Origin of the sequence: Streptomyces sp. NPDC052052, from assembly GCF_040680455.1 — a bacterium.
Taxonomy (GTDB): Bacteria; Actinomycetota; Actinomycetes; order Streptomycetales; family Streptomycetaceae; genus Streptomyces.
Genome location: NZ_JBFAWU010000001.1, coordinates 117391 through 129635, shown reverse-complemented (window position 1 = coordinate 129635; position 12245 = coordinate 117391). Strand labels below are relative to the sequence as shown.

The 12245-nt window shown below is 71.9% G+C and carries 11 protein-coding genes; 4 read left to right on the top strand and 7 right to left on the bottom strand.

What is annotated here, in order from left to right; genetic code table 11:
* Positions 1-38 precede the first annotated feature (38 nt).
* Positions 39-788: a metallophosphoesterase gene (locus AB0L71_RS00545; RefSeq protein WP_365236761.1), complete on the bottom strand. Its 750-nt coding sequence runs from the start codon at positions 786-788 to the stop codon at positions 39-41.
* A 344-nt stretch (positions 789-1132) separates the two neighbouring features.
* Here AB0L71_RS00545 and AB0L71_RS00540 point away from each other — a divergent pair, with 344 nt between their 5' ends.
* The gene (locus AB0L71_RS00540) at positions 1133-2929 is read left to right on the top strand and encodes an AMP-dependent synthetase/ligase (protein WP_365236274.1); all 1797 of its coding nucleotides are present in this window, start codon (positions 1133-1135) and stop codon (positions 2927-2929) included.
* 69 nt (positions 2930-2998) lie between these two features.
* On the opposite strand, the gene AB0L71_RS00535 is transcribed toward AB0L71_RS00540, so the two are convergent.
* Positions 2999-4141, bottom strand: a complete 1143-nt coding sequence (locus AB0L71_RS00535) for a glycosyltransferase family 4 protein (protein ID WP_365236272.1) — start codon at positions 4139-4141, stop codon at positions 2999-3001.
* Positions 4142-4260: 119 nt separating this feature from the next.
* Between AB0L71_RS00535 and AB0L71_RS00530 the strand changes: the two genes are divergently transcribed.
* A complete protein-coding gene (locus AB0L71_RS00530; RefSeq protein WP_365236270.1) occupies positions 4261-5511 on the top strand; it encodes a glycosyltransferase family 87 protein in 1251 nt (416 codons plus the stop codon).
* A 13-nt stretch (positions 5512-5524) separates the two neighbouring features.
* Here AB0L71_RS00530 and AB0L71_RS00525 read toward each other — a convergent pair whose 3' ends face one another.
* From AB0L71_RS00525 to AB0L71_RS00505, 5 genes are all read right to left on the bottom strand, one after another.
* Positions 5525-6736 (bottom strand): hypothetical protein, encoded by a 1212-nt coding sequence (locus AB0L71_RS00525; protein WP_365236268.1) that lies wholly within the window; start codon positions 6734-6736, stop codon positions 5525-5527.
* A 92-nt stretch (positions 6737-6828) separates the two neighbouring features.
* Positions 6829-7860, bottom strand: a complete 1032-nt coding sequence (locus tag AB0L71_RS00520; protein WP_365236266.1) for an NlpC/P60 family protein — start codon at positions 7858-7860, stop codon at positions 6829-6831.
* Positions 7861-8097: 237 nt separating this feature from the next.
* Positions 8098-9123: an NlpC/P60 family protein gene (locus AB0L71_RS00515; RefSeq protein ID WP_365236265.1), complete on the bottom strand. Its 1026-nt coding sequence runs from the start codon at positions 9121-9123 to the stop codon at positions 8098-8100.
* A 278-nt stretch (positions 9124-9401) separates the two neighbouring features.
* Positions 9402-10766 carry an NYN domain-containing protein gene (locus AB0L71_RS00510; protein ID WP_365236759.1) on the bottom strand — a complete coding sequence of 455 codons (1365 nt, stop codon included), beginning with the start codon at positions 10764-10766 and terminating at the stop codon, positions 9402-9404.
* Positions 10767-10805: 39 nt separating this feature from the next.
* Positions 10806-11048 (bottom strand): hypothetical protein, encoded by a 243-nt coding sequence (locus AB0L71_RS00505; RefSeq protein WP_365236263.1) that lies wholly within the window; start codon positions 11046-11048, stop codon positions 10806-10808.
* A gap of 160 nt (positions 11049-11208) precedes the next feature.
* Here AB0L71_RS00505 and AB0L71_RS00500 point away from each other — a divergent pair, with 160 nt between their 5' ends.
* Entirely contained in the window at positions 11209-11961 is a 753-nt protein-coding gene (locus tag AB0L71_RS00500; protein ID WP_365236261.1) for a rhomboid family intramembrane serine protease, read from the top strand.
* Positions 11958-12239 carry an Lrp/AsnC ligand binding domain-containing protein gene (locus AB0L71_RS00495; RefSeq protein WP_093543818.1) on the top strand — a complete coding sequence of 94 codons (282 nt, stop codon included), beginning with the start codon at positions 11958-11960 and terminating at the stop codon, positions 12237-12239. The genes AB0L71_RS00500 and AB0L71_RS00495 overlap by 4 nt, the downstream gene beginning before the upstream one ends.
* Positions 12240-12245 lie beyond the last annotated feature (6 nt).

Sequence of the window (12245 nt, the reverse complement as noted above, 5' to 3'; positions counted from 1 at the left end):
TGCACGGCGCCTCGTCCCAGGGCCCGGCGCCGGTGCGGTCACCATTCCAGGGCCCAGGGCCTGCCGGTGGCCGCGAAGTGGCCGACGTTCACGCATTCGGTGGCACCGATCCGCATCCGGCGGACCAGCGGCTGGTGGACGTGGCCGAAGAGCGCGTAACGCGGACGGGTCCTGCGGATGGCGTCGAGCAGGGCCCGGCTGCCGCGTTCGAAGCGGCGCGCCACCGTGTCGTACGTCAGCTCGGGCACGTCGGGCGGGATATGGGTGCAGAGCACGTCGACCGGGCCGACGGCCTCGATCTTGGCCGCGTACTCCTCGTCGCTGATCTCGTACGGGGTGTTCATCGGGGTCTTCAGGCCGCCGCCGACGAAGCCGACCACCCGACCGCCGATCTCGACCCGGTCGCCGTCGAGGACGGTGGTGCCCGGGTGCGCGTACTCGGGCCAGAGGCCGGGGATGTCGACGTTGCCGTAGGTGGCGTACGTGGGGGTGGGGAAGGCGGCGAACAGCTCGGCGTACTGCTTGCGGACCGCCGACACGATCGCCGCGTTGCGGTCCATGCCCGCCCACAGGCCGCGGCCGAACTCGCGGGCCTCCTCGTAGCGGCGGGCGGTGCGCAGCTCGACGATCCGGTCGGCGTTCTCCACCCCGAAAAGATCGGGGAAGATCCCGCGCGAATGGTCGGCGTAGTCGAGGAAGAGCACCAGGTCACCGAGACAGATCAGGGCGTCGGCGCCGTCCTTGGCGCGGGCCAGGGCCTCGGCGTTGCCGTGCACATCGCTGACCACGTGCACGCGCGTGCGGGTCGCGCGCGGGGCGCGCGGGGCTGCTGGGGTCTTCGGTCCGGCGGGCATGACGGCCACCCTAGAACCCCGCTGTCCGCATGGGTAGGGGCCGCCGGACCTGCGAGAACCGTCGGCCTGTCGCCGCGGTGGACTACTGTGCGTACGAGCACCACCGTGGTGTGTGACGCACAAGACATCTGGCCGGATCCCTCTATCGGAACCCACTACCGGTGGGTAACGTCCAGCCAGTCCAGTCGTGCTCACCCCACTGAGCACCGCCCGTCTTGGACCGCAGCCGGTGCGTCACACAGCGTCGTGGCACCGGAGCCCGATGAGGAGCAGCAGTCTTGCGCGAGTTCAGCCTTCCGGCCCTGTACGAGGTCCCCTCGGACGGCAACCTGACGGATCTCATCCGCCGCAATGCCACTCAGCATCCCGATGTCGCGGTGATGAGCCGCAAGGTGGCGGGCGCGTGGGTCGATGTCGATGCGCGACAGTTCCTGGCCGAGGTCAGGGCCGTCGCGAAGGGTCTGATCGCCGCGGGCGTCGGCGTGGGCGACCGGGTGGCCCTGCTGTCCCGCACCCGCTACGAGTGGGTCCTGCTCGACTTCGCCATCTGGAGCGCGGGCGCGGTCACCGTTCCGGTGTACGAGACGAGCTCGCCCGAGCAGATCCAGTGGATCCTCGGTGACTCCGGTGCCGCGCTGTGCATCGTGGAGTCCGAGGCGCACCAGGCCTCCGTGGCCTCGGTCCAGGCCGATCTGCCGGCCCTGAAGGGCATCTGGCGGATCGACGACGACGCGATCCGCCGGCTGTCCGAGACGGGCCAGGACGTCTCGGACGAGACCCTGGATCTGCGGATGGCGAGCGCCAAGGCCGACGACCCCGCCACGATCGTCTACACCTCGGGCACCACCGGCCGCCCCAAGGGCTGTGTGCTCACGCATCGCAGCTTCTTCGCGGAGTGCGGCAACGTGGTGGAGCGGCTGAAGCCCCTCTTCCGTACCGGTGAGTGTTCGGTCCTGCTCTTCCTGCCCACCGCGCATGTCTTCGGACGGCTGGTCGAGGTGGCCTCGGTGATGGCCCCGATCAAGCTCGGCTGCGTCCCGGACATCAAGAACCTCACCGAGGAACTCGCCTCCTTCCGGCCGACGCTGATCCTCGGTGTGCCGCGGGTCTTCGAGAAGGTCTACAACTCGGCGCGCGCCAAGGCTCAGGCCGACGGCAAGGGAAAGATCTTCGACAGGGCCGCGAGCACCGCCATCGCGTACAGCCGCGCACTGGCCACCCCGCAGGGCCCCTCCCTGGGCCTGAGGGTGAAGCACCGGATCTTCGACCGGCTGGTCTACAGCAAGCTGCGGGCCGTTCTCGGTGGACGCGGCGAGTACGCGATCTCCGGCGGCGCGCCGCTGGGCGAACGGCTCGGCCACTTCTTCCGCGGCATCGGCTTCACCGTCCTGGAGGGGTACGGCCTCACCGAGACCTGTGCGGCCACCGCCTTCAACCCGTGGGACCGCCAGAAGATCGGTACGGTCGGCCAGCCGCTGCCCGGCTCGGTCGTCCGGATCGCCGACGACGGCGAGGTGCTGCTGCACGGTGAGCACCTCTTCACCGGCTACTGGAACAACGAGCCGGCGACGGCCGAGGCGCTGGCCGACGGCTGGTTCCACACGGGCGACATCGGCACGCTCGACGAGGACGGCTATCTCGCGATCACCGGCCGCAAGAAGGAGATCATCGTCACGGCGGGCGGCAAGAACGTCGCGCCCGCGGTGATCGAGGACCGCATCCGCGGACACGCCCTGGTCGCCGAGTGCATGGTGGTCGGCGACGGGCGGCCGTTCGTGGGCGCGTTGATCACCCTGGACGAGGAGTTCCTGAGCCGCTGGGCCCAGGACCACGGCAGGCCGGCCGATTCGACGCCCGCCTCGCTGCGCGAGGACCCGGAGCTGCTGGCCGAGGTGCAGCGTGCGGTGGACGACGGCAACGCCGCGGTGTCGAAGGCGGAGTCGGTACGCAAGTTCCGCATCCTGAGTTCCCAGTTCACCGAGGAGGCGGGGCACATCACCCCGTCACTGAAGCTGAAGCGGAGCGTGGTGGCGAAGGACTTCGCGGACGACATCGAGGCGATCTACCTGCGCTGACCGGAAGCGGGCGGGAGGGGCCGCCGGGTGCGGCCCCTCCCGCCCGCTGCGGGGTCCGGCGCCCCGGGGTCAGAGCAGCGCCCGGAGCCTCTCGGCCAGCAGGTCCCAGCGCCACTGCTCCTCGACCCAGGCCCGTCCCCGCTCCCCCATCCGCTGCCGCAGCTCCGGGTCGCGGAGCAGGGTGACGATCCGGTCGGCCGACTCCTCCGCAAAGCCGCCGCGCACCACCCACCCGGTCTCGCCGTCGAGCACGGCGTCCGGCGCGCCGCCCGAGTCGCCGGCCACCACCGGCAGTCCGGTCGCGGAAGCCTCCAGGAAGACGATGCCGAGGCCCTCCACGTCGAGGCCGCCGCGGCGGGTCCGGCACGGCATGGCGAAGACGTCGCCCGCGCCGTAGTGGGCGGGCAGCTCGTCCCAGGGCACCGCACCGGTGAAGCGCACCGCGTCGGCGACCCCGGTCTCGGCGGCCAGCCGCTTCAGCTCCTTCTCGTACGGGCCGCCCCCGACGACGAGCAGCACCGCGTCGGGCAACCGCGCCAGGATCGCGGGCATCGCACGGATCAGGGTGTCCTGGCCCTTGCGCGGCACGAGGCGGGACACACAGACGACGACGGGCCGGTCCGAGAGCCCGAGCCGGGCCCTGACGAGGTCGCCGCCGGAGTCCGGGTGGAAGGTCTTCTCGTCGACGCCGGGGGGCAGCTGGATCATGCGGCCCGCCGCCCCGGGGCTCAGCGCGTCGGCGATCCGGGAGCGGGTGTACTCCCCCAGGTAGGTGATCGTGTCCGTGCCCTCGCCGATCCTGCGCAGCAGCCGGCGGGCCCCGGGCAGCTGGGCCCAGCCCGCCTCGTGTCCGTGCGTGGTGGCGACCAGGCGGCGGGCACCGGCCCTGCGCAGCGCCGGTGCCATCAGCCCGAGCGGCGCCGCGGCCCCGAACCAGACCGATGTGCAGCCGTGTGTGCGCAGCAGCTGGACCGCGCGCCGGGTGACCCGGGGGGTCGGCAGCAGCATCGTCGTACGGTCGCGGACGACGGTGAAGGGCTGATCGGCGTCGAACGCGGCCGTGGCCGCGATGCCTTCCGGACTGTGCTTCCAGGTGGAGGCGTACACGACGACCCGTCCGGGGTCCAGGCGGAGCGCCATGTTGTGCAGGAACGCCTGGATGCCACCGGGGCGGGGCGGGAAGTCGTTGGTCACGATCAGGGTCTTTTCCATCCCGGCCGACAGTACCGGGCCGCCTTGATGGCTCGCGCACAGGCGGGGCGGGCATCATGGCTCGTCGTACCCACCGGGTACGCACCGACCACCCGCCGAGGAAGTGGATGAGGCGTTTCATGACGGGACCGACGGGCACACGGTTCGCTCTCGCGGTGTGGGCCCTCACCCGGGTCGCGCTGCTGCTCTGCGTCACGAAGGTGTTCACGCTGCCCGGACCGGACGTGACCAGTGACGTCTCGGTGATCTACCACGGCTGGTCCGAGGTCCTGAAGTCCGGTACGTACCCGCAGCACGACATCACCTGGCAGTACCCGCCGCTCGCCGCACTCGCCGTCCTCTCCCCCGGACTGCTGCCGTTCCTGGACTACGCCCCGGCCTTCTTCGTCCTCGCTTTCCTGTGCGACGGGCTGGTGCTGGGGCTGCTGCTGTACGCGGGCCGCCGGACCGGAGGGTGGACCGCGGGCGCCTGGGTGTGGGTGGCGGGGGTGCCGCTGCTCGGCACGACGGCCTATGCCCGGTACGACGTGATGGTGACGGCGGTGGCGGTCGCGGCACTGCTCGCGGGGGCGCGGCATCCGCGGGTGATGGGGGTGCTGGCCGCCGTCGGTGCGCTGCTGAAGGTGTGGCCGGCGCTGATCCTGGCGGGCACCGCCCGTGGGCCGCACACCCGCCGGGCCTGGACGGCCGCGGCGGTGTCGGCGGCCGTGCTGCTGCTGGTGTGCACCGTGGCGATGCCCGGGGCCCTGGCCTTTCTCGGCTTCCAGCGCGACCGGGGCACCGAGGTCGAGTCGCTGGGGGCGCTGGTCTTCCATGTGTGGCGCCAGTTCGGCTGGCAGGGCCGGGTGGAGCTGCACTACGGCTCGCTGGAGTTCCTGGGGCCGCAGGTGCCGCTGGTGAGCGCACTCGCTCTCGGGCTGTCCGTGGCGGCCTTCGGCTGGCTGCTGGTGTGGCGGCTGCGGGCCCGCGACTTCGGGGTGAGCACCCCGGCCGACGCGGCGTTCACGGCGGTGCTGCTGTTCACGACGACGAGCCGGGTGATCAGCCCCCAGTACATGCTGTGGCTGGTCGGTCTGGCGGCGGTCTGTCTGGTCTTCCGCGACAGCCGGATGGGGCTGCCGGCCGGTCTGGTGCTGCTGGCGACGGGCGTCACCCAGCTGGAGTTCCCGCTCGGGTTCGTCCATGTGGTGACCAGTGACGCGACGGGCGTGATGTTGATGTTCCTGCGCAACGGCCTGCTGGTGGCGGCGACGCTGGTCGCCGGCCGGCGGCTGTGGCGGCGGACGGTGCCCCGGGGGCCGCGGGAGGGTGGCCGCCCGCCGGCCGCCCGGTCCGGTGCCGACCGGGCCGCGGAGGCGGTCGGCTCCTGAGCCGCGCCCCGGCTCAGCCGAGCCGGGCGCTCAGATGCTCCCGCCAGCGGGCGGTGAAGTCCTGCGGCGAAGTGGCCAGCACGTCCTGCAGGGCCCGCCGCACCGCCCCGTCCTGCCCGGAGTCCCCCTGGACGGCCCGGTAGAAGGCGAACAGTTTCTTCTCGCCCCAGTGGTCGGCGATCAGCTCGCAGGCCAGCCAGGCGCCCTCGTACGCCTTCGCCAGGCGCGCCGGGTCGCCCGCGAATCCGAAGTCCTCGTCCGTGGGGAGTCCCGAGGGCAGGTCGCCGCCCCGGACCTCGTCGGCGAGTTCGGGTGCGACCTGTGCGGCGGTGCGGTCCTCGCCGCGGTACGCCACCCAGTCGGCGAAGCCCTCGGAGAGCCAGGTCGGCGTGGCGGCGGAGGTGCGGGCCCGGGTGGCGACATGGGTGATCTCGTGGGTGAGCACGATCCGCTGCCCGAACGTGCTGAGCAGCCCGTACGCCTGCGGGTTGACGACCACCCGGTCCGCGGGCGCCCGGCCGGAGCCGTCGGTCCGCCCGGTCGTGACAGCCGCGATGTCCCGGTAGTCCGACTCCGGCGCCCCCAGCAACCGGGCCATGTCCGCCACGGTGTGCGGTACGAGCACCACCACGCGGCCGGCCCAGCGTTCCGGCCAGGCGTCGGAGACGGCGGGCACCGCGCGGTCCGCCTCCCGGGCGATCCGGCGCAGCTCCTGCTCCGTGCGGCCGACCCCCAGGACGAGGCTGCGCCCGGTACGCACCACCTGGACATCGCCCTGCTGCCAGAGCTGCGGGCCGCCGTCCTCGCCCGCCCGGTCGCCGACCAGGTACCAGCGGCCGTCCGAGCCGTCCCGGGCCAGGTCGAGCACCCGGTCCGTGGAGACCGGGGCGGCGTCGTAGCCCTTGATCCGGTAGCGCAGCCGGACGTCCGCGGTGACCCGGTCCCGGCCCTGTTCGGTCAGGTCCGTCAGCCGGTACGTCCAGGAGGCCAGCGGTACGTCCGCGAGGTGGGCCAGCTCCCGGCGCTGGGCCGTGCGCAACCCGGTGGCCTTCCGGTCCACGACGGCCGCGTAGGCGTCCGCGTCGTGGTCCAGCACGGCGGCGGCGCGCCGGTCCAGGGTGGCGCGGACCGCATGGACGGTGGAGGCCCTGTCGGCGCCGTCGTCGGCGTCGGGGGCGGCGCAGCCGGAGGCGAGCAGCAGCCCGGCCAGTACCGCAACAGGCACTGGTGCCGCTCCCGCCGTACGCCGCCGGCCGTCACGGGCCACCGGTGGGGTACACCGTCCGTCGATCCGATTCACCCGGTCGAGGGTACGGGTCAGACCCGGGTCACCGAGGAGACGGGCATCATGCCGACGGGGTCGTAGCGCACCTGGGCGCCGGGGTACGGGGCGTGGATCACCTGGCCGTTCCCCACGTACATCGCGATGTGGCCGGCGTCCGCCCGATAGGCCACCAGATCGCCGGGGCGGGCCTCGGAGAGCGGCACCCGGTGTCCCGCGTACCGCTGGTCCTGCGAGGTGCGCGGCAGGCTGACACCGGCCCGGGCGTAGGCCCACTGCATCAGTCCGGAGCAGTCGAATCCGCCCGGTCCGTTGGCTCCCCAGACGTAGGGGCGGCCCAGCGCCTGACGGACTGCCATGACGGCCGCGGCCGCGCGGGCCGAACCGGCCGGCAGATCGGCCAGGGCCGGGAACCCGTCGTCGTGGCCGGAGCGCGAGGCCCGCTCGAAGGCCGCCCGCTCGGCGCCGGGGAGCGCGTCCAGCAACCGCTCGGCCTGGGCGAGCTTGCGCTGGACGGTCCGTTTGTGGCGGGCGGCGGCGGCCCTGCTGCGCTTCAGCTCGGCCAGGGCCCGGTGCGCCTCCGCGCGGGTCTGGGTGAGGGAGCGCCGGGTCTGCCGGAGCTTCTGCAGCTCGCCGGACTGACGCTCGGTCAGGCGTTCCAGGACGGCGGCCCGGTCGAGGTAGGTGTCCGGGTCCGAGGAGAGCAGCAGGACGAGCGCGGGGTCGAGACCGCCGGAGCGGTACTGCGCGCTCGCCGCCGAACCGAGTGCCGTCCGCATCCGGTTGAGGCGTTCCTGACCGCGCGCGGCCCGGTCCTGGATCCGCCTCAGCTCGCCGCGCAGCCGGCCGGCGTCCTCACCGGCCCTGTCGTACCGCTCGGTGGCCCGCTCGGCCTCGACGTACAGCCGGCCGAGCCGGGCCGCGGTGGTCCGGGAGGTGTCCTGCGGATCGGCGTTCGCGGTGACCGACCCGAGTGCGGCGACCGCAGTCGCCGCCGCTGCCGACAGGACGGTGACCCGGGTGCCCCGGCTGAGGCCGGGCGGTGTGGAACGGCGGTGGGACACCACAGGACGCCGCACTCCCTTCCGCTGTACGCAGACGCGCGCAGCCCCTGCCGCCCGGGGCGGGCGGATCGACGACCGGAAGCTGCGCGGCAGGCAGACAGTAGTCGGACGGTTACGGAGCGACCAACGGCGGCGTCGCGCGGACGCGGGGCGGAAACGGCGACGCCCCGCCGGTGACCTGTGGTCTCCGGCGGGGCGGACGGTCTGCGCGGGCGCGGGAATTCGCCCGTTCGGGCGTCGTCAGATACGTACGCCGACCTGGAAGGTGCCGATGGTGTTCATCGACTCGTAGCGGACCACCGCGCCGGGCTTCGGGGCGTGCAGGACGGTGTTGTTGCCCGCGTAGAGGGCCACGTGCGAGGTGTTGTTGAAGAAGACCAGGTCACCCGGCTTCAGGGCGCTGCGCCCGATCTGGGTGCCTTCGTTGATCTGGGTGTAGGTGGTGCGGCTGATCTGCACGCCCGCCTGGGCGTAGGCCCACTGGGTCAGGCCCGAGCAGTCGTAGGAGTTGGGGCCGGTGCCGCCGGAGACGTACGGCTTGCCCTGCTGGGTGGCGGCGGCGTTGAGGGCGGCGGCACCGCGGGCGGAGGCGGGGACCTCGTTGCCGAGCTCGACCCGGTCGACCGCGGCGCGGCTGGCGCGCAGGTCGTCCTGGCGCATCTTCTCGCGCTCGGCGGCGGTCAGCGTGTTGAGCAGGCGCTGTGCGTCGGCGAGCTTGCCCTGGAACTTCTGCTTCTTCTCGCCGAGCGTCTTGCGGACGTCCGCGAGGTCACCGAGCTTGTCCTGGGCCTCCTTGCGCTCCTGCGCGAGGACCCGCTGCTTCTCCTGGATCTTCTCCAGCGACTCGGTCTGCTTGGCCGTCAGCTGATCGAGGGCCGAGGCCTCGTCGAGGAAGCTGTCCGGGTCCGAGGCGAGGAAGAGCTGGACCGAGGGGTCTATGCCACCGGAGCGGTACTGCGCCGCGGCGAGCGAACCGAGGCCGCTGCGGAGGGTGTTGATCTCCTCCTGGCCGCGGGCCACCTTGTCCTGCAGCGCGCTGATCTCCTTCTCCAGCTTCTGCTGCTGCTCCTTGGCCCCGTTGTACTGCTCGGTGGCCTTCTCCGCCTCGTGGTAGAGCTTGTCGACCTTCGCCTTGACCTCGCTCTTGGAGGGCTGGGGGTCGGCGTTGGCCGCCTGGGAGGTCAGGGCCACGGCCGCGGCGGCGGTAGCGGTGAGCACGGTCACACGGGCGCGGCTCGGATGCTTGGGACGACGGTGGGACGCCACGAAGGCGAGCTCCTTCTTCCTCGAGCCGCCTACCGGGCTATGGGGATGACTCCCCGGCTCCGTGCACGTCACGGACTCGGCGGTTCCTTCGCTGTCACCCCGGATGGGTGATCAACCGTGCGAAGGTTCGAGGCCTGACCATAGTGACCAACTTGTGATCAGTTCAAATCCTCACAAGAAAATTCTCGTCACACGCGGTCATTCTTTACCCTCATCACACAGGGTGTAGCGGCGCTCTGACGGTCCGTTCCCTGATTTCCGCCGAGATCCGACAAGCGTCACTGGACGCGCGAAAGGCGCTTCAGGAGCAATACGGACGCAACGGGCCTGGCGCCCGCCTTCGCCACTCCGTCGGCGACTTCACGGTCGGTGGAGACCACCACGACGGGCCGGCCCGGCGGTTCGGCGCGCGCCAGCTGGCGGATGAGTTCGTCGGCGGTCACCCCGGGCTTGCTGAACAGCACCCGGACCCCGCGCGGCGGTGCGAGCAGCACCGGGGCGGCCAGTTCGGCCCCGTCGAAGACACAGGTCATCTCGGCGCCGGTCTGCGCCGCGAGAACCGCGAGACCGCCCAGCAGCCTCAACCGCTGCTTCTCCAGCGGCAGCTGCGGATAGCCGGTCTTGGTGACGTTGTAGCCGTCCACGATCAGATGCGCCTGCGGCAGCGCGAGCAGCTGGTCGAGCAGCGCCGGATCGGTCTCCGAAAGGGCCCTGGCGGCAATGTCCTTGGGCGACATCCGGCCCGGCTCCACCGCGTCGGCACTGTCCGCGGGGCGCATCGAGGAGGGCGGCAGGGCCAGTTCGCGGCGGAGCCCGCGGGCTGCGTCGAGCACCGTGTCCAACAGCAGCCGCAGCCGCATGTCCTCGACCGAGCGCCCTTCCCTGGCCGCCCGGCGGGCCGCCTCGACGGACGCCTCGGCCTCACCGAGCCGGGCCCTGAGCCGACGGCTCTCGCTCTCGGCCGCGGAGACCTGGGCGGCCGCCTCGGACCGTACGGCATCGGCCTCGGCCCGACTGCGGCGCAGCGCGGCCTCGCCGCGCCTGACCTCGTTGACGGCACTGCGCAGTTTGCGCTGAAGGGACTCGGCCTCCTTGCGGGCCGCGTCCAGCTCGCCGCGGAGCCGTTCGGACTCGCTCCTCGCCTGGGAACGGGCCTGGTCCAGCTCCTCACGCAGGCGCTGCACCTCGCGACGGCTCTCCTCGTCGGCACGCTCGGCACTGACCCGCTGGGCCTCCTCGCCCGCGGCGCCCACCAGCTTCACCCAGCCCGCCGGGCGCAGCACATAGGCCGCGGCCGCCACATCGACGGGGTCGGCCGCGGCGGGCGGCGAACCGGCCTCCAGCGCGGCCGTCAGCTCCGGCTGCGCCTCCCTGAGACGTTCGCCGATGCGCTGCCGGAAGAGCGCGTCGCTCTCCAGCGCGGCCGCCATGGCATTCCCCGCGAACTTGGCACGCCGGGTCGGGGTGAAGCGGGCATACTGCCTCAGCTGCGTGGGGAGTTCGGTGACCGTCAGCCCCCCGAAGGCGTCCGACACCAGCGCGACGACCCGCCGCCGAACGCCTTCGGGCAGTGGGCGGTCGAGCGCCTCGACGGCTTCGCCGGCAGCCTCGGCCGACTCTGCGCCGCTTCCGGCCTGCTCCACCATCCGTCACCCCACAGTTTGTCTGTCCGGACGGCTCCGTCAGGAGTCGGCGCCCGGCCTGGCCACCAGTTCGATCTGATCCACCGCGTTGCACCATCGGCAGCGCACCGACTCGATGGTCTCACTGACCACCTCACGCTCCTCGACCGTGGACTCCCCCGCGAGGTCGAGGTGGACGTACTCGATGACCTTGGAGGAGCGCGTCACGTCGAACCGGGTGAGATTCCCGCAGAGTGTGCAGCGCCAGCGGGTCTCGTCGGTCGGCAGGGGAACCGTCGTCATCGTGCGTCCTCTTTCATCGAGCCTCGTGCTGCCTGCTTCAAGGATCTCGCGGTGCGCCGTCGAACTGCGGATGTCCTGCCGTAACCCTACGGCCTCGGCGCACCCCCCGACACGGCGAGGCGGTCTGTCCCGTTCCCTCCGCTTGCGTCATGCTCTGTTCATGATCGATCGGCGGGCTTCGGCCGGCAGACGCACCAGTGGACTCCTACGGACGGTCACCTCGGACGGACCGCTGGTGACCCATACCCTGATCGCCGTGTGCGGTCTGGTCTTCCTGTTCAGCCCGCTCTCCGGCTTCAACCAGCCGCACGGCACCCCCGATGCCCTGCTCGCCGCCCAGGCCGGGTACTTCGAACGCTGGGGCGTGATCCCCAGCGAGCTGTGGGCCGGCTCCGCACGCGCCCTGCTCACCCCGCTCACCGCGCTCTTCGTGCACGGCAGCTGGCTGCATCTGCTCGGCAACATGCTCTTCCTGTACGTGTTCGGGGCGATGGTCGAGGAACGCATGGGGCATGCCGAGTTCACCTTCTTCTACCTCGGCTGTGGTTATCTCGCCCTGGTCTCCTACGCGGCCGCGCACGCCACGTCCGGCCAGACGCTCGTCGGCGCCTCCGGAGCGATCTCCGCGGTGCTCGGCGCGTTCCTGTACCTCTTCCCCAGGGCGCGGGTCACCAGCCTGTTCCCGTTCCTCTTCTTCCTGCCGCTGCGCTTCCCCGCCTGGATCGTGCTGATCTTCTGGTTCGTCCTGCAGTGGCTGGCGGTCCAGGGCGCCGGCAGCGGGGGCCCCGGCGTGGCCTATCTGGCGCATGTGGTCGGCTTCGCCCTCGGCTTCCTCTACGCCTGGGGGCGTCACGGGCGTACGGATAGAGTGAAGGAACCAGCCAGGGCCACCGAGGGAGAAAGTCAGCCGTGATCACCGCGATCGTGCTCATCAAAACCAGCGTGGACCGGATTCCCGAGATCGCCGAGGCCATCGCCGCGCTGGACAGTGTCAGCGAGGTCTTCTCGGTCACCGGTACGTACGACCTGATCGCCATGGTCCGGGTGGCCAAGCACGACGATCTCGCGGACGTCATCCCCGGCCGGATCAGCAAGATCCCCGGCGTCGAGGCCACCGACACGCACGTGGCCTTCCGTACGTACTCCCAGCACGACCTGGAAGCCGCCTTCGCCATCGGCCTCGACGCGTAGGCACAC

Coding starts and splice junctions, on each gene's coding strand:
- AB0L71_RS00530 (WP_365236270.1), top strand. CDS start 4,261: ATGACGGGACCGACGGGCACACGGTTCGCTCTCGCGGTGTGGGCCCTC.
- AB0L71_RS00535 (WP_365236272.1), bottom strand. CDS start 4,141: ATGGAAAAGACCCTGATCGTGACCAACGACTTCCCGCCCCGCCCCGGT.
- AB0L71_RS00500 (WP_365236261.1), top strand. CDS start 11,209: ATGATCGATCGGCGGGCTTCGGCCGGCAGACGCACCAGTGGACTCCTA.
- AB0L71_RS00505 (WP_365236263.1), bottom strand. CDS start 11,048: ATGACGACGGTTCCCCTGCCGACCGACGAGACCCGCTGGCGCTGCACA.